Source organism: Streptomyces sp. S4.7, assembly GCF_010384365.1.
GTDB lineage: Bacteria > Actinomycetota > Actinomycetes > Streptomycetales > Streptomycetaceae > Streptomyces.
The window spans coordinates 4902728-4923894 of the sequence record NZ_CP048397.1 but is presented as its reverse complement, the minus strand read 5'-3'; the positions used below and the strand labels follow the sequence as shown (position 1 = coordinate 4923894).

The 21167-nt window shown below is 68.6% G+C and carries 21 protein-coding genes; 6 read left to right on the top strand and 15 right to left on the bottom strand.

Going from position 1 to position 21167, the window contains the following annotated elements:
• Positions 1 to 21: 21 nt before the first annotated feature.
• The 12 genes from SSPS47_RS22120 to SSPS47_RS22065 all read right to left on the bottom strand — a co-directional run bounded on the left by SSPS47_RS22120 (position 22) and on the right by SSPS47_RS22065 (position 10889).
• Entirely contained in the window at positions 22 to 681 is a 660-nt protein-coding gene (locus SSPS47_RS22120; RefSeq protein ID WP_343234900.1) for a pilus assembly protein TadG-related protein, read from the bottom strand.
• Between the two features lie 2 nt (positions 682 to 683).
• Entirely contained in the window at positions 684 to 917 is a 234-nt protein-coding gene (locus tag SSPS47_RS22115; RefSeq protein WP_164252572.1) for a hypothetical protein, read from the bottom strand.
• Between the two features lie 221 nt (positions 918 to 1138).
• On the bottom strand, positions 1139 to 2245 hold the full coding sequence (locus tag SSPS47_RS22110; protein ID WP_164252571.1) for a response regulator transcription factor: 1107 nt from the start codon (positions 2243 to 2245) through the stop codon (positions 1139 to 1141).
• Between the two features lie 73 nt (positions 2246 to 2318).
• Positions 2319 to 3650, bottom strand: coding sequence for a histidine kinase (locus SSPS47_RS22105; RefSeq protein WP_164252570.1), 1332 nt, complete (start codon positions 3648 to 3650; stop codon positions 2319 to 2321).
• Positions 3651 to 3732: 82 nt separating this feature from the next.
• Positions 3733 to 4623 carry a DUF5936 domain-containing protein gene (locus tag SSPS47_RS22100; RefSeq protein ID WP_164252569.1) on the bottom strand — a complete coding sequence of 297 codons (891 nt, stop codon included), beginning with the start codon at positions 4621 to 4623 and terminating at the stop codon, positions 3733 to 3735.
• 20 nt (positions 4624 to 4643) lie between these two features.
• A complete protein-coding gene (locus SSPS47_RS22095; RefSeq protein WP_164252568.1) occupies positions 4644 to 5585 on the bottom strand; it encodes a type II secretion system F family protein in 942 nt (313 codons plus the stop codon).
• Positions 5586 to 5642: 57 nt separating this feature from the next.
• Complete coding sequence (locus tag SSPS47_RS22090; protein WP_164252567.1) at positions 5643 to 6983, bottom strand: CpaF family protein; 1341 nt, start codon at positions 6981 to 6983, stop codon at positions 5643 to 5645.
• A gap of 74 nt (positions 6984 to 7057) precedes the next feature.
• On the bottom strand, positions 7058 to 7420 hold the full coding sequence (locus SSPS47_RS22085) for a TadE family protein (protein ID WP_164252566.1): 363 nt from the start codon (positions 7418 to 7420) through the stop codon (positions 7058 to 7060).
• 2 nt (positions 7421 to 7422) lie between these two features.
• On the bottom strand, positions 7423 to 7860 hold the full coding sequence (locus SSPS47_RS22080) for a TadE family protein (RefSeq protein WP_164252565.1): 438 nt from the start codon (positions 7858 to 7860) through the stop codon (positions 7423 to 7425).
• Between the two features lie 55 nt (positions 7861 to 7915).
• Positions 7916 to 9163 (bottom strand): AAA family ATPase, encoded by a 1248-nt coding sequence (locus SSPS47_RS22075; protein WP_147874125.1) that lies wholly within the window; start codon positions 9161 to 9163, stop codon positions 7916 to 7918.
• Positions 9164 to 9170: 7 nt separating this feature from the next.
• Positions 9171 to 9884 carry a Flp pilus assembly protein CpaB gene (gene cpaB / locus SSPS47_RS22070; RefSeq protein ID WP_147874126.1) on the bottom strand — a complete coding sequence of 238 codons (714 nt, stop codon included), beginning with the start codon at positions 9882 to 9884 and terminating at the stop codon, positions 9171 to 9173.
• 126 nt (positions 9885 to 10010) lie between these two features.
• Positions 10011 to 10889: a hypothetical protein gene (locus tag SSPS47_RS22065; RefSeq protein ID WP_147874127.1), complete on the bottom strand. Its 879-nt coding sequence runs from the start codon at positions 10887 to 10889 to the stop codon at positions 10011 to 10013.
• Between the two features lie 483 nt (positions 10890 to 11372).
• Here SSPS47_RS22065 and SSPS47_RS22060 point away from each other — a divergent pair, with 483 nt between their 5' ends.
• From SSPS47_RS22060 to SSPS47_RS22035, 6 genes are all read left to right on the top strand, one after another.
• Positions 11373 to 12836 (top strand): hypothetical protein, encoded by a 1464-nt coding sequence (locus tag SSPS47_RS22060; protein WP_239065016.1) that lies wholly within the window; start codon positions 11373 to 11375, stop codon positions 12834 to 12836.
• Positions 12837 to 12861: 25 nt separating this feature from the next.
• A complete protein-coding gene (locus SSPS47_RS22055; RefSeq protein WP_239065015.1) occupies positions 12862 to 13506 on the top strand; it encodes a hypothetical protein in 645 nt (214 codons plus the stop codon).
• A 10-nt stretch (positions 13507 to 13516) separates the two neighbouring features.
• Complete coding sequence (locus SSPS47_RS22050) at positions 13517 to 13939, top strand: DUF3592 domain-containing protein (protein ID WP_164252563.1); 423 nt, start codon at positions 13517 to 13519, stop codon at positions 13937 to 13939.
• 64 nt (positions 13940 to 14003) lie between these two features.
• Positions 14004 to 14447: a hypothetical protein gene (locus tag SSPS47_RS22045; RefSeq protein ID WP_164252562.1), complete on the top strand. Its 444-nt coding sequence runs from the start codon at positions 14004 to 14006 to the stop codon at positions 14445 to 14447.
• Between the two features lie 310 nt (positions 14448 to 14757).
• Positions 14758 to 16407 (top strand): glycoside hydrolase family 18 protein, encoded by a 1650-nt coding sequence (locus tag SSPS47_RS22040; RefSeq protein ID WP_164254839.1) that lies wholly within the window; start codon positions 14758 to 14760, stop codon positions 16405 to 16407.
• Between the two features lie 273 nt (positions 16408 to 16680).
• A complete protein-coding gene (locus SSPS47_RS22035; protein WP_239065317.1) occupies positions 16681 to 17628 on the top strand; it encodes a chitinase in 948 nt (315 codons plus the stop codon).
• Positions 17629 to 17714: 86 nt separating this feature from the next.
• Here the strand turns inward: SSPS47_RS22035 and SSPS47_RS22030 are convergent, their stop codons facing one another.
• The 3 genes from SSPS47_RS22030 to SSPS47_RS22020 all read right to left on the bottom strand — a co-directional run bounded on the left by SSPS47_RS22030 (position 17715) and on the right by SSPS47_RS22020 (position 21072).
• Positions 17715 to 19022, bottom strand: a complete 1308-nt coding sequence (locus tag SSPS47_RS22030) for an Nramp family divalent metal transporter (protein ID WP_164252560.1) — start codon at positions 19020 to 19022, stop codon at positions 17715 to 17717.
• A gap of 115 nt (positions 19023 to 19137) precedes the next feature.
• Positions 19138 to 19578, bottom strand: a complete 441-nt coding sequence (locus SSPS47_RS22025) for a hypothetical protein (RefSeq protein WP_164252559.1) — start codon at positions 19576 to 19578, stop codon at positions 19138 to 19140.
• Between the two features lie 15 nt (positions 19579 to 19593).
• Positions 19594 to 21072, bottom strand: a complete 1479-nt coding sequence (locus tag SSPS47_RS22020; RefSeq protein WP_164252558.1) for a gluconate:H+ symporter — start codon at positions 21070 to 21072, stop codon at positions 19594 to 19596.
• Positions 21073 to 21167 lie beyond the last annotated feature (95 nt).

The window sequence follows — 21167 nt, the reverse complement described above, 5'->3', positions numbered from 1 at the left end:
TTCCTTTGCGTTCACTCGCGGTCAGTCCTCGGCCAGTCGGACGGAGAACAGGACAGACATCTCAGGCAGCACAGGATTAACCGGGTCGATACTCAGACCCTTGCCGTCACAGACGAGTTCACCCGGAGATACCGGCTCCTCTTCACCCTCACCGGGCTCCTCGGGCTCCTCTTCGGCCGGCGGCTCGTCGTCTTCCGCCGGCTTGAAGCTGCACCGGGGTTCGACGACGGCCGTGGCGTGGGCCTCGGCCTTCTCATCCTCGGTGCCCGGGAGGACACTGTCCCCCATCGGCTTCTGAGTGATGACGTCGACCGTGAAACCCCACCGGCCGTCACCCGTCCAGCCGCATCCGCTGGAGGGCTTGGAGGTGTCGAGGTCCGCTTCGTTCTTGTCGGCGAAGCGGGCGGCCTCGGCGCAGCCGTTGAAGGTTCCGAGTGGGTTGCCGTTGAAGATGTCGTCCAGGTAGCCGGGCTGGAGCAGATTGCCCAGGAGGTCGAGTCGGAACTGGTCCCGAGATTCCTGGGCCGCTGCGAGTGCTGCCGCGTCGGCCGCGGACTGGGCGCCGTTACGTGTGGCGCCGGCCTGACCGACCGCGAAGAACGCGAGCGCGAGAAAGAGCAGGCCCGCCACCATCGTGATGTAGATGGGAGCGGCCTGCCCTGCTTCGCGGGATCTGCGCACTATCAGCCGCCGAGGATCTCGCCGACCTTGGCGGTCAGACCGTTCGCGATCTCGTCGGCCACACCCGAGCCCACGATCGCGGCGATGATCAGCGCCACCAGCACGATGACGCCGACGTACTCGACCGCGCCCTGACCCTTGTCGCTGCGGCGCTTCATCGCCGTGACGGCAGTGTTCGCCCAGGTGCCGACGTAGAGCTTGGCGTTCGTGGCGGCCTTCAGCGTGACGTTCGACATGAGCTTCCCCTTTGGTGTCGGCCGGCCGGTGACCGGCCGGCTCGTACGAGTCCTTGGTGTCACTCGCGCTTCCGGCTTCCTCCCGGCCGGAAGCGCCGGCGACATGAGAAAAGTACGACGTGACGACACCCCACGGCATGGGCCCCAAGGCCCAACCCCGGGCCCAACCCACAGGCCGGGCCCCGATCTCCTCGCGACGGCCCTCGCGGCCCTCAGCGCGCTCAGCCACGACCGGCCGACCCCCCTCGCGCCCCGTGCCAGAAGGCGATTGCCTCGCCCCGGCTGCCGGCGTTCAGTTTGGCGAAGATGCGATTGATGTGATTCTTGACGGTCTTCTGACTGATGAAGCAGGCGGAGGCGATCTGCTGATTCGTCATTCCTGACGCGATCAGGTCCATGATCTCCACCTCCCGCTGGCTCAGCTCCGAGTAGAGGCCCTCCGGAGATCCGGTCGCCCCGGCCGTGCCGGGCATCCCCGGCATCGCCTGTGCTTGAGATGAATGTGCCACATTCGCTTGCGAAAGCGAAGGCCCCGGAGCAAATTGTTGCCGGTTCAACTCCCGATCACCGGGTGTTACTTGCCGGTTTGCAGGAGAAACGTACGGCGGATGCCCATGACCGGCGTGTGCGTTTGCAGACGAATGCGTCGGCGGTGCGGGCTGGTAGCCGGGGCCGGTGAACGCCGTCCCCAGTCCCTCGGGAAGCGCGCCGGCGCCCGGGTCCGCGCCGCCCCCGTCCCGGACGCTCGCCAGCAGCGCGCTGGAGGCCGAGTGCGTGAAGTGGGCCCGGCCCTGCTTGATGTCCCGGACGGCGGCGACCAGTTGGTCGGCCGTGAACTCGCCGTGGACGAGATAGCCGCCCGCGCCCAGCCGCAGCGCCTCGTGGACGATCTCGCTCTCGCGGCTGTACGTCATCATCAGCACCGGCGCGAGCCGCACCAGGTGCGGGAGGGCGGAGATTCCGTCGACACCCGGCATACGGACGTCCAACAGGACCACGTCCGGCTTGTGTTGGACGGTCTGTTCGTATGCCTGACGGCCGTCGACCGCCTCCGCGGCGACCTCGATGTCGTCGCGGCCCGACAGCAGGACGGTCAGACCCGCCCGTACGACCGGGTTGTCGTCGGCGACCACGACGCGCAGCGGGGGCGTCATGGGCATCCGCCCTGGCAGGGCGGGGAATCCTCCGGATGCCGCCGGCGGTGCTGACGTGGGGACTCCCGCGGTGTGCTCCGAGCTGAGCGGTGTGGCGTGCGAGGACGAGTGCTGCGATACGTGCGACTGCTGTGTCCAGTGCTGCCCGGAACTCCGGGAGATGTCGTCCGGCATGGCTGCGGCCTCCTCTCATGGGTGGGGACAATGGGTGGGTTGCTGCTCCGGGACGGAAGTACTGGGGTCGGGTTCAGTTCAGCTGTGGCGCCGGATGCTGCCTCGGGCGTTGGCCCGGGGGCAGTCCCAGAGCCGTGAGCGGGAGTTCCAGCCGTACTTCCGTGCCCTTCGCCGCCCGGCCCCTGCCGATGCGGATACGGGCCCCGATGGACGCCGCGCGTTCCACCATGCCGACGAGGCCGAAGTGGCCCGCCCTCCGGAGGTCTTCGAGCGAGGTGCCCTCGGGCAGGCCCTTCCCGTCGTCGTACACGCTGATGCGCAGCACGTCGCGCACCACTCCCGCCGATACGTCGACGTACGTCGGGTGCGCGTGCCGCTTCGCGTTCTCCATGGCCTCGCTGGCGATGGTCAGGGCGTGCCTGGCCACGGCGTGCGGGATGGGCGGCATGGCGGTCTCGCCGAGCTGGCGGAAGGACGCCGGGACGCTGTGGCGCCGGGTGAAGTCCTCCGTACGCGAACGGAGTTCGGCGACGACATCGACCCCGCCGTCGAGGCCGGACTCCCGGCGCAGGTCGGAGAGGAGTTCGCGGGACTCGGCGGCGGCGCGGCGGGCCGATCGGGCGACGAGTTCCGCCTGGTGCTTGACGGTGAGCGGGTCCATCCGGTCGGCCGTGCTGGCGAGGCCGTCGGCTGCCATCGCCAGACCGTGCAGGGTCTTGGCCACCGAGTCGTGCATCTCGCGGGCCAGCCTGGCCCGTTCCTCCTCGACGGCGCCGGTGACCGCGAGCCGGGCGCGGGCCTCGGTGAGCGCCTGGCTGGCGGTGCCGAAGCCGAGCATCAGGTTGCGCAGGGTGCTGCCGATGGCACCGGCGATGACGCACAGTCCCGGCAGGAGGAGCGCGTTGAAGCCCGCTTCTACCTCGTCGTTGACGGTGTAGGCGCCGGCCACGATGAGGGCCTGGAGCACGGCGAAGAGCGCGGCGCCGCGCCAGCCGTAGACCAGGCCGGCGAGCAGCGGCGTACAGATGGTGACGTACGCGAGGGTCGAGTCCGGCGAGGCGGTGGCCAGCAGCAGCGCGCCGAACAGCATGTCGACGGCGAGCAGAGACGGGTGGCGGAGCAGGATGGGCCCGAAGCGTTCCCAGTCCCGCAGCAGGACGTAGGACACCATGAACGTGACGAGCACGGAGGAGCCGACGAGCCAGGTGGCGAGTCCCGCCGCGGTGCGGTCGAGTGCGAACGGCGCGGCCAGGACGATCATCGCCATCCGGAAGCCGAACGTCTGACGGCACAGCGCCTGGAGGGCGTTGACCTGGATCGGCAGTGGTGGGAGGTGGTTCGGCGTGGCGGCCGCGGGGGTCTCGCTGCGGATTCCGCCGGTCAGAGTCGTCGTTCGTGGGGCCATGGGGGTCACCTCCCGCTCGGATGGGGTGTCGGTCTGGGTCCGGGTGCCGGTCTCACGCCCTCGCGCCGGTCCGCGCGAGTCATCAGCCTCCGGAGAGGATCTCCCCGAAGTCCACACCGGAACCGTAGTAGAAGCTCAGGACGATCAGAATCATGGTTGCCGGAAGCATCACCATGGTCACGACGAGCGTGGTCTTCGGAACCGCCTGCGCCGCGGCCCGCCGGGCGTTCTGGGCGTCGGTACGGCGCATGTCGTTGGCGATCTGAATCAGGGTGTCGACGATCGGCGCGCCCAGTTCCTCACCCTGCTGGAGCGCGGTGACGAACATCGAGACCTGTTCGGAGTCGTTGCGCTTGCGCAGTTGGTCGAACGCCTCGCGGCGGCCCACGCCCATGTCCATCTGGCGCAGCGTGATGCGCAGTTCATCGGACCAGGGGCCCTTGTACTTCTCCGCGACGCGCTCCAGGGCCTGGCGGAAGCCGAGACCCGCTGAGACGACGACCGCCAGGACGTCGAGGAAGTCCGGCAGGGTGCGCTCGATGTCCGCGCGGCGCCGGCGGATGGCGCTGCGGATGATGACGTCGGTCCAGACCATGCCGTAGGCGAAGGCGACGACGGCGATGACCGTCTGGCCGCGGACGATCAGGGAGAGCGCGGCCATCGTGCCGAGAGCGCCGTAGACCGCTCGGCGGGCCGCGTACCGGTCGACGGTCATACCGCCGGGGTTGCCCGCCATGTCGAGGCGGCGGCGCAGCGCGTCGACGCGCTTGGGTCCCATCATCCGCAGCACGGACGGGGCGTAGCGCATGCCCATGCGGTCGATGCCGGAGCCGACCGCGGTGGTGCGGGTGGCGCCGATCTCCAGGGCCACGGCCAGGTCGCCGGGGAGTTTGGCGTCGGCGCGGTAGAGCCGGACGCCGTGGAAGACGCCGTAGATGGCGAGTCCCATGAGGGCCGAAAGCAGAAGTTCCATGATGTGCGTGCCCTCCTTTCTCAGACCTGGATGCGGGACATGCGGCGGATGAGGAAGAAGCCGACACCGTAGAGGCCGAAGGCGAGTACGGTGCCGATCTGTCCCAGCGCCGAACCGGTCATCTTGTCGAGCGCCCCGGGCGTCGTGGCGTTGATCATCAGCAGGAAGCCGAGGCCGAGCATCGGCACGGCGAGCGCGGTGACCTGGATCTGGGAGAGCATCGTCTTGACCTCTCGCCGGGTCTCCTTGCGCTCCTCCAGCGTCTCGGTGAGGTTGCGCAGCGAGCTGACGACCTGGCCACCGGCGCGGCTGGAGAGGATCAGTGTGGTGACGAGCACGACGAGCTCACGGGAGGGCAGCCGCTCGGCGAGCTCGCCGAGCGCGTCGTCCAGGGAGTGTCCGACGGCCAGTTGGTCCGCCACCTTGCGCAGTTCCTCACCGGCCGGGTTGTCGAGTTCCTCCGACGCCATGACCAGGGCCGTACGCATCGCGAGGCCCGCCTGGGTGGCGTTGGCGAGCACGCGCGTCAGCTCCGGCAGCTGGTTGATGAAGGCCTCGGTCCGCTTGGTCCGCTGCCAGTTCAGGAACGCGTTGCCGCCCCACACACCGACGAGCGCCGCCAGCACACCGAAGAACGGGGCGAAGATGGCGCCGATGATGAAGTAGACGGCGAGCAGACCGGCGACGACATAGATCGCGTACTCGCCCGGCGACACGTCGAGACCGGTCACGGCGATCTTGCGCTCGATGCGCTTGCCGATGCCGGTCCTGCGAAGCCGCCGGTCGATCCCGATGAAGCGCTGTCGCCGGCCGCCGACCGACGCCATCTGGCCCGTCTGGGACATCCGGTCGACGAGGACCTGTCGTTGGGCCTTGCCCGCCGAGTAGACGTGCACGCCGACGACGCCGAGCACACACGTGAGCAGTGTGATGCCTATCGTCAGGAGCGGGAGATTATCCATGTCGTGCGGGGACCTTCTGGGTGAGCGGCGGGCAGGGACTGTGGTGGTGGCCGGGGATCAGGCGACCGACTTCCGGAGTGCGAGCTGCTCCTCGGACTCGGCGACCCCGAAGGCGGGGGGAAGGGGTTCGCTCCGCATGTAGAGGCGATCCGCGATCCGGCGGGGCAGCGGGTAGTACTCGAAGTGGCCGTGGATCCGGCCGTCGGCGGCCATGGGCTGGGCGAGATAGCGGCAGACCGAGACGATCCGGTACTCCTCGCGGCCGTGGGAGTCGACGATGGCGATCTCGGTGATACGGCGGGAGCCGTCGGCGTGCCTGGTCAGCTGGACGATCACGTCGACGGCGCTGTTGATCTGGTCCTTGATCGCCACGAAGGGGATCTCGACCTCCGACATGGACGCCAGGGTCTGGAGTCGCATCAGCGCGTCCTCGGCGCTGTTGGCGTGGACGGTCGCGAGCGATCCGTCGTGACCGGTGGACATCGCCTGGAGCATGTCGAGCGTCTCGCCGCCACGGACCTCACCGACGATGATGCGGTCGGGGCGCATACGCAGGGAGTTGCGGACGAGGTCACGGATGGTGATCTGACCCTTGCCCTCCACGTTGGCGGGGCGGGTCTCCAGGGTGATCACATGCTGCTGCTGGAGCTGGAGTTCGGCGGAGTCCTCGATGGTCACGATGCGCTCGCCGTCGGGGATGAGCCCGGACAGGGCGTTGAGGAGGGTCGTCTTGCCGGTACCGGTGGCCCCGGACACGATCACGTTGAACTTCGCGCGGACCAGACCGGACAGCAGGATCATCATCTGCTCGTCGAGCGAGCCGAGAGCGATCATCTCCTGGAGGGTGAAGGCCCGGGGGAAGCGGCGGATCGTGAGAATGGGGCCGCTGAGGGAGAGCGGCGGGATGATGACGTTGACACGCTCGCCGGACGGCAGTCGCGCGTCCACCATCGGATTCGCCTCGTCCACGCGGCGGTTGACGGTGGAGACGATGCGCTCGATGGTCTGCATCAGCTGTTCGTTGGATGTGAACCGCATCGGCAGCATCTCCAGCCGGCCGCTGCGCTCCACGAAGACCTGCTCGTGGCCGTTCACCATGATCTCGCTGATGGAGGCGTCTTCGAGCAGGGGCTCCAGGATGCCGAGGCCGAGGGCTTCGTCGACGACGCGGCGGATGAGCTGGGAGCGCTCGCCGGAGGAGAGCACGGGGCCCTCTCGGCTGATGATGTGGCCCAGCACGCGCTCGAGCCTGGCCCGGCGCTCGGCCGCGGCCAGGGCGGACATCTCCGCGAGGTCGATCTCCTCGAGGAGCTTGGCCCGGTACACGCCGACGAGCAGGCTTTCCTCGCTCATCCCGTTCGTCGGCTCGGGGCTGTTGATGCGCGCCCTCAGGCTCATGTCCTCAACTCCCAGGTCGTGCTGGTGTGGTGCTCGGGTGGTGCGTCTGTGCGGTGCGGGCCCGGCCGCTCCGGTCAGTCTTGGGGCATGGTGGCGCTTCTCTCCGCTTCGCCGAAGTCGAGGATCGGCAGGATCGCCGGGATGGGGACGGTGGCGGTGACCGTGATCTCGTCGCCGAAGTACTGCGGCGTCTGGATGTCGGCGTCATCGGCCAGCCAGTCACTCATCGAACTCTTGCCGACGTTGGCGTAACCGGCGTCGTGCTGGGATGCCGCGCGGGCCGCGGCGCGGGACGCCGTACCGGCCTGCTGGACGGCGTACGCCGCGAGGCCGAGCTGTATGGCGGTGAGGCCGATGAAGAGCAGGAGGGTGATGAGGCCGGCGAACTCGATGGCCGCCTGGCCCCTGTCCTCGGTGCGCGGGGTTCCCTTCGGCATGGTCAGCTCTCCTTCACGGCGGCCGACCGGCCCGGAACGGTGAACGGGAAATTGACCGAGCCCGCGAAGAGCACCGGGACCTTGAGGTCGACCTGCGCCTTGACGAGGTCCCCCTCCGTCCAGCAGTCGATGGTGGAGTCCCAGGCCCCGGGCAGGTCCTTCTCGCCGGCCTCCTCGCACGCCGCGTCGCGCGTCCCCGCAAGGGCCACGGTCCCGGCCCGTACGGCCTCGTCGGCCGCGTTGCCCGCGAGGGAGAAGGTGTAGCCGACCAGCGCCGCCTGCCAGAGCAGGACGGCGGTGGCCAGGATGACCGGCATCAGGCCGGTGAACTCGACCGCGGCCTGGCCGCGGTCGTCGAGTGCACGGCCGAGGAACCGGCGCGGGCCCGGTGCCGGGGCCACGCCGCCGCGCTCATCTGCCCGTATCTGTGGATTGCTCATGGTTCAACGTGCCCCCTCAGCCTCGTCATCCCTCTGGTCCCCGCAGCCGTTCCGGTCATTTCGATCGTCCGCGTCGCACCCCGACCGACCCCCGGTCTCCCTTGAACTTCCCCTGCTTCTCCGCGCCTTCGGGAGTCTTCACCAGTCCCAGCTCCCCCGCGAGCCCCCAGAGCGCCTGCTTCACCGTCGACTTGGACTCCAGGTCCTGCATCCTGCCCGCGTCGACCGCCGCGTGGAGCTCCTTGAAGTTCGCCGGGATGACCACCCGTGACACCTTGGTGCTGGTGATCTTCTCGATGAGGGGCGGCTGGATCTCGGTGTTCCGCATGTAGCGGTTCACCACGATCGTCGTCTCCTCCGCCTTGCGGATCTGGAGCCGGTCCCAGAGCTTGACCATGCGCTTGGCCGCCCGTACCGCCACCACGTCCGGTGTGGTCAGCAGCAGGGTGGTGTCGGCCATCTCGATCGCCGCCGCGTTCGCGCTCGTCGTCTGCGTGCCGCAGTCGATGATCACGACCTCGTAGCGGTTGCGGAGCGCGCTGACGATCTGGCGTACGGAGCGGTCGTTTATCTCCTCACCCCGTTCACCCTCCCCCGGCGCGAGCAGCAGCCCCATGCCGGTGTGGTGGGTGAAGACCGCGTCCTGGAGCACGCGGGGCGAGATGTCCTGGATGGTGGCGAGGTCCACGATCGAGCGGCGGAACTGCACGTCCAGGTAGGAGGCGACGTCGCCGGCCTGGAGGTCCAGGTCGGCGAGGGCCACCGTCATGCCCGACGCCTTGGCGGCGAGGGCGAGTTGGACGGCGGCCACGGTCGTGCCGACGCCGCCCTTCGCTCCGCTGACCGTGACGACGGTGCCACCGGGACCGGTGAACACGTCGCCGCCGTGGCCCAGGTGGCGCCGTACGCCCACGGACCAGGCCGCGGCGGCCTGGACGCGCTGGGCGAGTTCCTCGTACGAGAGCGGCAGCCCGACCAGTCCACGCGCGCCCGAGTCCATCGCGGCCGAGAAGAGGCCGGGGCTCGCGTCGGCGGTGACCAGGATGACCCCGACCGCGGGAAAGCGCAGGGCCACCTCCCTGATCAGCTCAAGGGCCGGGACGGGACCGATCCGCTCATGTACCAGAACCACTTCCGGCAGTTCGTCGATCGACTCCGTGGCCAGCCTGGCCAGGGTGTCGATCAGCGAGGTCGAGTCACCGACCGGCCCGGCCGGCTCCGCGTCCGGGAGCTGGCTGAGCAGGGTGGTGACGGATCTGGCGGCGTCGGCATCACCGACGACCGGAAGAATTCTGGTCGTCATTCGTCCCTCACTTGTCCCCTTCGAGCGTGTAGGTGCTCTCCCCGGGGCGCAGCGTGGTGGGGCTGTCGTCGGGAAGCAGGGCGAGGCGTACGTGCTGTGCGAAGGACTCCGCGTAGGCGACGCGCTGGGCGTCCTTGGTCTTCAGGGCGAAGGTGATCGGGACGGCCGAGCGCGGTCCGGTGTTGCTGCCCCGGTCGTCCTCCTTGGGCTCCAGCGGCGTCAGCGAGCCGACGTCGATGACCTTGGCGTTGGGGACGATGATCCGGGACTGCGCCTTGGCGCCCTCGTTCTCGGCGGAGAAGGTGGCGAAGATGTTGACCAGGTCGCCCGCGTTGATCTTGCCCGCGACGCCGGTCGCGGCGTCGATCATGATCGCGATCTCCTGCTCGTCGTTGGCGAGGGCGGGCCGCTTGACGATCATGTCGTCCTGGAGCAGCGATCCCTTCTTGAGCTGGGTGACCGCGATCTTGCCGTTGACGACCGCGAGGTCGGTGACCGCGTTGTCGGACAGCCAGCGCTTCGGCATGTCTATCTTCTCGAACTGCCCCTCCTCCAGCGCCGTGTAGGGAGCGACGTCCGCCTTCAGCCGGTACGCGGCCACCTCGGGTCCGACCTTCGAATTCACGTCGCTGATCACCGAGAGCACGCCGGCGAAGGCGCCGAAGGCGCAGAGGACCGAGAGGAGCAGAAGAATGATGCCGCGGCGTTGCCGTGAATTCATGAGCGGGACAACCTCGTTCGAAGACGTGGGACGGGGACTGACGGGGCGGGGACAGGTACGGGGTCTGCGGTCGCCGCGCGGTGCCGGCTGCCGCCTCCGGCCCGTACGGACCGCCTGGCAGGCGGGTTACGACCCGTGGCGCGTTGGTGTTCCTGGATTCAAGACACCTGAACCGTGGGTTTGGTTCTCAGTCGTGGAGAGCGGAGCGGAACAGAATCCGCAACGATCACCGATGAGTTCGAGACCGCACCAGGAACACACCTCTCGCCGTACGGATGAAACCAGTTGGTAGAGAACGGAGATATCCGGCAGGAACGCTGCGAACTCGACCATCTTGGGCGTTCCCCACCAGCGGGGGGAGTCGGCGAGAAGTGACATCTCCTGCACTCCCTGTACCCGCCAGGCCGGAGCGAGTGTCGCGGTCACCCAGTCCGATTGCAATTGTCCCTTTCCCACCAGCAGTTGCGTGCCGAATTCGGGACCGGTGAGTTCACCGTTCCCGATCTTGATCAACTGGGGGTCGGGGTTGGCGAGGACACCGAACTGTGAGCCCGGCACCCAGGACTTGGCGTGGGACTTGAGGCTCACCGGGACGCGGTCGAGCTTGGTGACCGAGTTGAGGAGCGCGCCGGCGTGGATGTAGTGGGAGAGCAGCCTGGCCGCCGACGCGACGACCCCTGCACTGAAGTCACAGATCGACAACTGCCGCAGCTGCCGCACGAGTACGGCGAGGCCGAGCGGCGGCAGGTCCAGCTTGAGGAGCGCGATCCGGTCGCTCTCCAGGACCGAACGGACCGTGTGCAGCCGCCGCTCGTGCGCCACCGGGATGGAGGCGGGATAGAGCGCGACGACATAACCGTGCTGCTCCACCAGGACCTGCATGTCGGCGAGCGCGGCCTCCAGAGGCTGGTCATCGGGCGCCTGCAGCAGGGCCGCCGTGGGCGTCTGCTGGTCGGTCGGTGGCAGCACCAGATCATGACTGGTGACAGCTATGGCGGTTGACACCTGGATCCCCGTTCAGCTCGGCCGCCGGAGCTCCGGTGACCGCGGTTCTCTCTCCTGCTGGGACAGCTGGTCGCAGCCCTTCCGCGCACTTCCGCTTCGAAACAGCTTCAACTACTGCTCAGCACTTTATCCACGACTTAGGACGCAGAGAACACCTCACCGATGTCGGTGGTACGGCCCGCACATCGTACGCACCACCAAAATCGGGCGAAGCAGTCAGGCGTTAACCCATGTTTCATTTGAACTTGAAAGTAGCCGCCCCGAACTGCGGCCACCAGGCAGCCGGTGCTCTTTGGGTCCGGGTTGGGTCCAGGGACCCACGCAACCGGGTCCGGCCCGTCCGTACGCTCCGAATCCGATTCCGCATACGAAAGAGCTGTGCGGTCCACCGAGGGGGACGGTCGGATGAGGCGGGAACCGGTACGAGGGGTCAGAGGGGGGCCGCGGGGGGACCGCGGCACCTCCGCCACCGAGTACGTGGGCATGGTGGTGGTCGTCGCGGCCGTCGCGGGGGCGCTGGTGGGTACCGGTGTCGACGGGACCATCGCCGACCAGCTGAAGTGCCTGGTCACGTTCGGACCGTGCACACCCGGCGGCGGCAAGGAGAACCAGGCCGCGCCGAAGACCGACGCCGACTACGAGCCGCCGCTCTGCCAGATCTCCTCGATCAGCGACAAGGCCGGCGCCAAGGGCAAGTTGCTCTTCATCGAGTGGGGTGAGGAGTACGGCTTCCAGCAGCAGACCTTCCAGTCCAAGAACGACGTGAACAAGGACGGCAAGGTCGACGACAAGGACCAGCAGGTGATGATGACCTTCACCGACGCCGCGTCCGTCGCCGCCAAGAAGGACTGGAAGCCGGGCGCCAAGGTGGGCAAGTTCGGCTCGGACAAGGTCGAGCTCGGTGCGGGGATCAAGGTGACCAACGGGGACACCTGGGTCTTCGACAGCGAGGAGGACGCGGCCAAGTTCCGCGAGGACATCGAGGACCTCAAGACGTACGAGCTGGCCAACCGGCACGCCAACTCGCGTGGTGGCGGGCTCGGCAACAGCATCGCCTACCTCTTCAACAGCGGTCCGATGTACGAGGAGGAGCAGCTCCGCAAGCGCATCGACGAGAAGCTCGGCAACCGGCACATCAGCTACGGCAAGGTCGGCCTGGAGGCCAGCGCCGCCGGTGGTATGAAGCTCTCGGCGGGCGACGAGAAGAAGCTCAGCGCGACGCTCGGCGGCAGCTTCAAGTTCTCGCCCGAGGTGACCTGGACCGACAACAACTACCGCGACCTCAAGTCGTACACGTACAGCGCGGCCATCGAGTACACGGGCAAGGTCGGCTACGAGGCCGGGCCCATCAGCGGCGAGTCGAGCGCGACCACCACCCAGACCGGCACCATCACGGTCAGCCACGACAAGACGACCGGTGAGCTGCTGCGCATCGACATGACGCGCACGGTCGAGAAGGGCGCCACGAAGGACGGCGTCACGGTCGGCGGCGACAACGGCAAGAAGGACGGCGACAAGCGCGGCGGCAGCGGCAGCGCGAAGGGCACCGAGGGCGAGAGCGGTATCGAGGTCGTCACCAACTCGATCGTCCTCAAGCCGGGCGCCGAGGGCGACAAGCAGCGCGCGATCGCCCAGGAGTGGCTGGACGGCACCGGCGACAACGGAGCGCCGTTCGCCTACATGTTCGACGACCACGCGCCGACGAAGCGGCCCGGCGCGGACGACCCGTTCGGGCAGCTCCTCTTCGACGAGGGCCTGTCCAGCAAGAACACGTACACCGGCCAGACCGCGGCCGCCGAGTACGGATTCGAACTGAATCTGGGTCTGAGCTTCGGCTTCTCGGTCTCCACCGAGAAGAAGGAGGAGAACCTCAACGACGCACAGTTCCTGGGTGCGCCGCAGGGGGACAACCGCAGTTATGTCCCGTACAGCTACTGTGCGAACTGATCCCGGGGACAGGAGCACACACGCCATGAGCAGCAACGACGGCAAGAGAAGAGACAAGACGGCCGGGCCGGCCGGACGGACGGCCCTCGCGACCGCGACCACCGCGCTGGCGACGCTCCTGCTCGCGGCAGGGTGCGGTACGGAGGCCAGGAGCGGCACGGTGCCGGAGGGCTGGGGCACGCTCAGGACCCCGGCGGTCACGGTGGCGCACCCGCCCGCGTTCGAGGCGCAGAGCGCCGCCGAGCGCAGCAAGTACAACGCGGCGGCGGCGACGCTCCGGGACGACGGCGGGACCATCGGCATGATCACCGTGCAGCTCGACTTCACGGACGCCGACTCGGTGGAGGAGGCGGCGATCGGCGCCGAGGCGGGGGTCGCCCTGGGCTCGACGCTCGGGAAGCAGGAGGAGATCAAGGTCTCCGGCCCGGACGGCGACGAGGAGGCCCGGCGGATCAACTTCCAGTTCACCCAGAAGGATTCGGGTACCGGCTCCGGGGCGGGGACCCCGGGCGGGGCACTCGACCCTAAGGCGGGCAGCCGGGTCGACGGCGTGATCATCGCGGGCCTGGACGCCGACGACAAGACATTCGCGGTACGGATCGACGCGGTCAAGGGCAAGCTCGGCGAGAGCGACCTGAAGAAGATCATCGAATCGATCACGGTCGAATAGGCGGTCGGCAATGGATGTTCCGGGCGGTGATTACCTTTTCTTCGGCGGCATGATTCTGCTTTTCGGCTGGTTGGCAACGCACTACGCGCGTCGCCTTTCAGGCGTGAATCGGGCACTGCGAAAGGGCATTCGGGCGGAAGGCGTCTGTGTACGGATCGAGCAGGAGCCCTACAACAGGTCCGACGCACGGCAGTACTTCTTCACCTTCCGCATTCCGGACGGCCGCCAGATCGAGTTCGAGGATCTGGCGAGCCGGTCGATTCGCGTCGGCGATCCGGTGACGGTGGCGTACGACCCGGCGGCTCCGGCGCGCACGGCGACGGTCGCGTCCCGCGGCAACTGGTCGCCGGTGCTCCAGTACGGGTTGCTGGTGGCGGGCTGCGGGCTTGCCGCGGCCGGCTTCGCGGCGGTTCTTCTCTTCACGGTGGTCTGAGAGGGCGGGATTCAGGTTCCCGCCCCCGGCCCCACAGCACGAGCACTTACGGAGGCGGTTGGCGATGACGAGGTACGGCTACCCGGGGGCGACCGCCCAGCGGGACGAGGGACGCGGAGCGGCGGTGTTCGCGCTCGCACGCGCCTGGGCGGCCGGCATCGTCGTCCTGCTCCTGACGGAGTACCTGCAGACCACGCTGGTCAACGATCACCTGGCCACCGCGGAGAACCTGGAGACCTTCGACGGCAGACTGATGCTGATCCACATCCCGAACGCGGTCTGCATCGCGCTGGCCACCTGGGCGGCGGGCAGGTTCCACCGCGACCCGTTCCGCGACTCGAAGACCCAGCACGTCCTGGCGGTCTTCACGGTCGGTGTGGCGGCGCAGGCGCTGAACATGGTGATGCAGTGGCACGACCTGGAGGCGGAGGGCATCCTCATGTCGAACGCGGTCCTGGTGGTGGGCGTGGTGGCCGGCTACGCGGCGGACCGGCTCCAGGACGAGTAGCCCGCGCGCGCCCGGCGCACGTGCCGCGTCGGCGGGATGCCGAGCCGGGCGGATGCCGTGCCGGGCGGATGTCGTGTCAGAGGTATTGACAACTTGAATGGTCTGGACCATTTTTTACGCCAGGTCCTGTCCCGGGCCTGGCGGTGGCCACCGTTCCTGATCCGTACCTCCAACCCGACATCCCCAGCGGAGGCATCAAGTGGAACGTGTACCCGACGGCAGACGCAGACCCGGCAGCACCGGCGGCACCGGCGGCACCGGCAACCAACGCGGGCGGAAGCGGAGTTGGCTGGGAGGGGTGGTGGCCGTCATGGCCGCCGGGGCCCTGAGCGTGGGCGGACTGGGCGGCGTCGCACAGGCCGCCGACATCAACGTCGCCAAGAACGCCGGCTTCGAGGCCGGGCTCGCCAACTGGTCCTGTTCCGGCGGGAGCGGGGCCGTCGTCGGGTCTCCCGTACGGAGCGGGGCCGGCGCGCTGAAGGGGACGCCCGCCGGGCAGGACTACGCCAAGTGCTCGCAGTCCGTGGCCGTGCAGCCCAACTCGACCTACACGCTGAGCGCGTGGGTGCAGGGCGGGTACGCGTATCTCGGGGCCAGCGGCACCGGGACCACCGACGTGTCGACCTGGACGCCCGGCGAGAGCGGCTGGAAGCAGCTCACCACGACCTTCGGGACCGGCGCCTCGACGCGTGCGGTGACCGTCTACACGCACGGCTGGTACGGGCAGAGCGCGTACCTCGTCGACGACGTGTCCGTCTTCGGCCCGGACGGCGGCGGGGGCGGCGACCCCGACCCGCAGGCCCCCGGCACTCCCGCCGGGCTCGCCACCGGCGCCGTGACCGCCTCGTCGGTGGCGCTGAGCTGGAACGCGGTGAGCGGCGCGACCGGCTACAACATCTACCGCGACGGTACGAAGGTCCAGACGGCGACCGGGACCTCGGCGACCGTGAGCGGGCTGGCGGCGGCCACCACCTACCAGTTCCAGGTGTCGGCGACCAACGCGGCCGGCGAGTCCGCGAAGTCCGCGGCAGTCAGCGGCCGGACCTCGCCGGGCGGCGGCGACCCGGGCGGGCCGTCGGTGCCGAGGCACGCGCTGACCGGCTACTGGCAGAACTTCAACAACGGTGCGGCCGTCCAGAAACTCCGTGACGTCCAGGCGCAGTTCGACATCATCGCCGTGTCGTTCGCCGACTCGACGACCACGCCCGGCCAGATCGTCTTCAACCTCGACCCGGCAGTGGGCTACTCCGGCGTCGCCGAGTTCAAGTCCGACGTCGCCGCGAAGAAGGCCGCCGGCAAGTCCGTGATCATCTCGGTGGGCGGCGAGAAGGGCAACGTCACGATCAACAGTGACGCCTCGGCGACGGCGTTCGCCAACAGCGCCTACGCCCTGATGCAGGAGTACGGCTTCAACGGGGTCGACATCGACCTCGAACACGGCATCAACTCCACCTATCTGACCAAGGCGTTGCGGCAGCTCTCGGCGAAGGCCGGCTCCGGTCTCGTGCTCACCATGGCGCCGCAGACCATCGACATGCAGTCGACCGGCAGCGAGTACTTCAAGACGGCGCTGGCCGTGAAGGACATCCTCACGGTCGTCAACATGCAGTACTACAACAGCGGTTCGATGCTCGGCTGCGACGGACAGGTCTACTCCCAGGGCACGGTCGACTTCCTCACCGCCCTCGCCTGCATCCAGCTCGAAGGCGGCCTCGACCCCTCCCAGGTCGGCCTCGGCCTGCCGGCCTCGACCCGTGGCGCGGGCAGCGGTTACGTCTCCCCGACCACCGTCAACAACGCCCTCAACTGCCTGACGCGCGGCACCAACTGCGGCAACTTCAAGCCGTCGAAGACCTACCCGTCGCTGCGCGGCGCGATGACCTGGTCCACCAACTGGGACGCGACGGCCGGCAACGCCTGGTCGAACGCGGTCGGCCCGCACGTCCACGCACTGCCGTAATCACTCCCACGCTCCCCCACACACGAACCAGCAGCGCCGCCGCTCCCCCGGCGGCGCTGCTGCGTGATCCGGGCCGAAAACGGCCCATCGCGTCCAGGCCCTTGACAAGGCCAATGGTCTGGACCAGTTTGTACGTTCAAACGGTGGCCACCGTTCCGAACCGCCCCCACATCTCCCCCCCACGGAGGCCATGCAGTGCACAGGAAAGCGCGATCCCGCACGCCCCGCACGCTCAAAGTCCTCGCCGTGGCAGGCGTTCTCGCCGTCGCCGCACTGGCCGTACCCGCGGCCAACGCCGCGAACGAGCCCGCGCCGGCCGCCGCCGCACCCGCCGCCGTACCGGCCCACGCCGTGACCGGTTACTGGCAGAACTTCAACAACGGCGCGACCGTCCAGACGCTGGCCGAGGTCCAGGACGACTACGACATCATCGCCGTCGCGTTCGCGGACGCCACCGCCACCGCCGGGCAGGTCGACTTCACCCTCGACTCGGCCGGTCTCGGCGGCTACACCGACGAGCAGTTCAGGGCCGACATCGCCGCCAAGCAGGCCGCGGGCAAGTCGGTCGTCATCTCCATCGGCGGCGAGAAGGGCACCGTCTCGGTCAACGACGAGGCGTCGGCGAACGCCTTCGCCGACTCCGTGTCCGCGCTGATGGACGAGTACGGGTTCGACGGCGTCGACATCGACCTGGAGAACGGCCTCAACTCCACCTACATGACGCAGGCGTTGAAGTCGATCGCCGGTCAGGCGGGCGACGGCTTCGTCCTGACGATGGCGCCGCAGACCATCGACATGCAGTCGACGTCCAACGAGTACTTCAAGACCGCGCTGGCCGTGAAGGACATCCTCACGGTCGTCAACATGCAGTACTACAACAGCGGTTCGATGCTCGGCTGCGACGGACAGGTCTACTCCCAGGGCACGGTCGACTTCCTCACCGCCCTCGCCTGCATCCAGCTCGAAGGCGGCCTCGCCCCCTCCCAGGTCGGCCTCGGCCTGCCGGCCTCGCCGAGCGCGGCGGGCGGCGGCTACACCGACCCCGCCGTCGTCAACGACGCGCTGGACTGTCTGACGCAGGGCACCAACTGCGGCAGCTTCAAGCCCGACAAGACCTACCCCGGCCTGCGCGGCGCGATGGCCTGGTCCACCAACTGGGACGCCTCCAGCGGCGACGCCTGGTCCAAGGCGGTCGGCCCGCACGTGCACGGCCTGCCGTAGCGGTATCGCGACACCCCGAACCACCCCCCACAGACCGGTGGCGCCGTCGGACTCCGACGGCGCCACCGTGTGTTCTCAGCCCCGGGTCACCACGGCAGGTCCCGCACCTGCTGCACGCACAGGACGACGAACAGCAGTCCGCCCGCCGTGAGCATCGTGTTGCTCAACTTGCCGTTGCGCCATTCCGTCGGCGTACGCGAGGAGTTGAGCAGCCACAGCAGCGTGAGCGCCAGGAACGGCATGAAGAACGCGCCGAGCACGCCGTAGACCACGACCAGGCCGAACGGCTGGTCCAGGAAGAGCAGTGTGATCGGCGGGAACGTCAGCCAGAGGAGATACGCGCGGAACGGCAGCGACCGCTCGCGCCCGCCCGCCGCGACCTCGCCCACCGTCCCCTCCTCGACCGGCACGCCCTTGCGGTCCAGCTGCCAGCGCTCCACGAAGTCCGCGAACATCAGGCTGACCCCGTGCCACACTCCGATCAGCGACGAGAAGGACGCGGCGAAGAAGCCGATCAGGAAGAGCTTCGCCGTCGTGGCGCCGAAGCGCTCCTCCAGGATGGCCCCGAGATCCACCAGGCCCTTGTCGCCCGAGGTGAGGGCGATCTGCGAGGCGTGCAGCAGTTCGGCACCGATGATCAGCATCGCGACGACGAAGATGCCGGTGGTGATGTACGCGACGCGGTTGTCCAGCCGCATCACCTTCATCCAGCCGGAGTCGGTCCAGCCCTTGGCGTTGACCCAGTACCCGTACGCGGCCATGGTGATCGTGCCGCCCACACCGCCGATCAGGCCCAGGGTGTAGAGCAGCGAACCGTCCGGCAGCACGGGCAGGAGACCGGCGAAACTCGCGCCGATGTCGGGGGTGACACGTATCGCGACGTACACCACCACGACGAACATGATGCCGATCAGGACCGTCATGATTTTCTCGAAGACGGCGTACTGGTTGAACCAGACGAAGACCAGGCCGACCAGGCCCGTGATCACCGCCCAGGTCTTGAGACCGGGGCCGTCCGGGAAGAGGGCGACGATCGGCAGCGCGCTGGACGACATGGCCGTCGCGCCGTAGATGAAGCCCCAGACGACCACGTAGACCGCGAAGTAGACGGTGGTCCAGCGGCCGAGGCTGCGCCAGCCCTCGAAGAGGGTGCGTCCGGTGGCGAGGTGCCAGCGGCCGGCGGCCTCGGCGAGGGAGATCTTGACGACGCAGCCGATGACGGCGGCCCAGAGCAGCGTGTAGCCGAACTTGCTGCCCGCGATGAGGGTGGCGACCAGGTCGCCGGCGCCCACACCGGTCGCGGCCACGACGATGCCGGGGCCGATGTACCTCCAACTCGACTTGCGTGGGCGCGATTTGGCGGCGTCCGTACCGCTGTCGCTGATATCTGCCATGCGTCGACCTCCACACTCGTCCCCGTAAGTGACTCGGGTCACCAAAGCCGTACGGCGAAGATCGCGCAAGAGGTCCGGCGGTCTCGGTTCCGTTTCCGCCGGGGAGAGGTGTCGCTCAGGGAGTCCAGGGGGGCGGATTGTCCCGGCGGCCGAGATAGACGTGGAGCACGTGTCCGAGATCGCGGAACCAGTGCTCCAGCGTCGCGCGGTTGCGCGCCTTCACCACGCACTCGTAGAACTTCCCGCCGGGCAGCACGACGGCCACCATGAGCCGGTGGCCGCCGCCCGGTCTGGAGTGCACGCTCTGGATGTCCGGCCAGGGGAACTCGGCGCTCTGTCCCTCGAAGTCGAACGTCACGCCCGTCTCGTCGACCACGATGCCGCTCCTGCTGTCGGCGGCGAGGAACTCGGGGTTGGCGTGCGGGTCGGCGTACGGAGCGACGTACGGGTGCGGTTGGGCGGGGGGTCGCGGCGGCGGGCTCAGGTACGGGTTCTGCTGGGGGTGCGGCTGCGGCTGCGGCTGCGGATTCGTGTACGGATTCGGCTCGGGGTACATGGAGCCGTACCGTACCTAAATCACCAGGCTGAGCAGCGCCGCGACCACGAAACCGGCCACCGACAGGACCGTCTCCAGCACGGTCCACGACTTCAGGGTGTCGCGCTCGGAGATGCCGAAGTACTTGGCCACCATCCAGAAACCGCCGTCGTTGACGTGCGAGGCGAAGATCGAGCCCGCCGAGATCGCCATGATGATCAGCGCGAGATGCGCCTGCGACATGTCCTGGCCCTCGACCAGCGGTACGACGATGCCCGCCGTGGTGACGATCGCGACGGTCGCCGAGCCCTGGGCGACGCGCAGCACGACCGAGATCAGCCACGCCAGCAGGATGACCGGCAGCCCGACGTCGTTGAAGGTGTCGGCGAGCGCGTCCGCGATGCCGCTGCCCTTGAGCACGGCGCCGAAGACCCCGCCCGCGCCGACGACCAGCAGGATGTTGCCGACCGGCTTGAGGGACGCGGTGGAGACGGTCTCCAGGGAGTGGCGGGACCAGCCGCGCCGGATGCCGAGCAGGTAGTACGCGAGCAGCAGCGCGATCGTCAGCGCCACGAAGGGGTGGCCGAAGAACTCGACGACCGACCGGAGCGTGCTCGGGTCCAGGGCTATGGAGGAGAACGTCGCCAGCAGGATGAGGATCAGCGGGGTGCCGATGATCGCGAGCACCGTACCGAGGGCGACCGCCTTCTCGGGCGGGGCGACGCCCGACGCCTCCTGCTCGGCGCCGACGGCGCTCTTGGCCTCGGCCGCGGCCTCGACCATGTCCTGCGGTACGTCGACGAAGAGGCGCTTTCCGATCCACGCGGCGTAGACCCAGGCGGCGAGCACGGCCGGGACGCCGACGACGACGCCCATCAGGATGACCCAGCCGAGGTCCACGTCGAACAGACCGGCGGCGGCGACGGGGCCGGGGTGCGGCGGCAGGAAGGCGTGGGTCATCGACAGGCCGGCGAGCAGCGGCATCGCGTACAGCAGAATCGATTTGCCGGAGCGCTTCGCGGCGGCGTAGACGATCGGCGCGAGGACGAAGATGCCGACGTCGAAGAAGACCGGGATACCGAAGACGACACCGGTGACGCCCATCGCGAGCGGGGCGCGCTTCTCACCGAAGAGGTTGAGCAGCCGGGTGCTCAGCACCTCGGCGCCGCCCGACACTTCGAGAATCGCGCCGAGCATCGTGCCGAGTCCGATGATGATCGCGACATGGCCGAGGATGCCGCCCATGCCCGACTCGATCATCGAGACGGCGGCCGACTTCTGGACGGTGCCGAAGAGTTCGGTCACGGACAGTCCGGCGGCGAGGCCGACGGCTATGGAGACACCGAGCAGGGCGACGAAGGGCTGGAGCCTGACCTTGATGATCAGGAAGAGGAGGAGAACGATTCCGAGGACGGCGACGGTCAGCAGACCGGCCGTCCCGTCTATCAGCAGAAGCAGTCCGCCGGTGTGGGGCGGGGCCTCGGGCGCGGGGGGTGCGTCGGCCGCGAGCAGCATGGGGGGACCTCGTGTTCCGTGCATCAGAGCGTGTCGAGCGGGCTCCCGTAAAGGGAATCGAGCAGGGGGATCGCGGCGCGGCGCCCGTGGGGTTC

Bases quoted from the DNA above. Each gene is read 5' to 3' on its own strand.
- SSPS47_RS22115 (WP_164252572.1), bottom strand. From the start codon at position 917: ATGTCGAACGTCACGCTGAAGGCCGCCACGAACGCCAAGCTCTACGTC.
- SSPS47_RS22110 (WP_164252571.1), bottom strand. From the start codon at position 2,245: ATGCCGGACGACATCTCCCGGAGTTCCGGGCAGCACTGGACACAGCAG.
- SSPS47_RS22105 (WP_164252570.1), bottom strand. From the start codon at position 3,650: ATGGCCCCACGAACGACGACTCTGACCGGCGGAATCCGCAGCGAGACC.
- SSPS47_RS22100 (WP_164252569.1), bottom strand. From the start codon at position 4,623: ATGGAACTTCTGCTTTCGGCCCTCATGGGACTCGCCATCTACGGCGTC.
- SSPS47_RS22095 (WP_164252568.1), bottom strand. From the start codon at position 5,585: ATGGATAATCTCCCGCTCCTGACGATAGGCATCACACTGCTCACGTGT.
- SSPS47_RS22090 (WP_164252567.1), bottom strand. From the start codon at position 6,983: ATGAGCCTGAGGGCGCGCATCAACAGCCCCGAGCCGACGAACGGGATG.
- SSPS47_RS22085 (WP_164252566.1), bottom strand. From the start codon at position 7,420: ATGCCGAAGGGAACCCCGCGCACCGAGGACAGGGGCCAGGCGGCCATC.
- SSPS47_RS22080 (WP_164252565.1), bottom strand. From the start codon at position 7,860: ATGAGCAATCCACAGATACGGGCAGATGAGCGCGGCGGCGTGGCCCCG.
- SSPS47_RS22075 (WP_147874125.1), bottom strand. From the start codon at position 9,163: ATGACGACCAGAATTCTTCCGGTCGTCGGTGATGCCGACGCCGCCAGA.
- cpaB (WP_147874126.1), bottom strand. From the start codon at position 9,884: ATGAATTCACGGCAACGCCGCGGCATCATTCTTCTGCTCCTCTCGGTC.
- SSPS47_RS22060 (WP_239065016.1), top strand. From the start codon at position 11,373: ATGGTGGTGGTCGTCGCGGCCGTCGCGGGGGCGCTGGTGGGTACCGGT.
- SSPS47_RS22055 (WP_239065015.1), top strand. From the start codon at position 12,862: ATGAGCAGCAACGACGGCAAGAGAAGAGACAAGACGGCCGGGCCGGCC.
- SSPS47_RS22050 (WP_164252563.1), top strand. From the start codon at position 13,517: ATGGATGTTCCGGGCGGTGATTACCTTTTCTTCGGCGGCATGATTCTG.
- SSPS47_RS22045 (WP_164252562.1), top strand. From the start codon at position 14,004: ATGACGAGGTACGGCTACCCGGGGGCGACCGCCCAGCGGGACGAGGGA.
- SSPS47_RS22040 (WP_164254839.1), top strand. From the start codon at position 14,758: ATGGCCGCCGGGGCCCTGAGCGTGGGCGGACTGGGCGGCGTCGCACAG.
- SSPS47_RS22030 (WP_164252560.1), bottom strand. From the start codon at position 19,022: ATGGCAGATATCAGCGACAGCGGTACGGACGCCGCCAAATCGCGCCCA.
- SSPS47_RS22025 (WP_164252559.1), bottom strand. From the start codon at position 19,578: ATGTACCCCGAGCCGAATCCGTACACGAATCCGCAGCCGCAGCCGCAG.
- SSPS47_RS22020 (WP_164252558.1), bottom strand. From the start codon at position 21,072: ATGCTGCTCGCGGCCGACGCACCCCCCGCGCCCGAGGCCCCGCCCCAC.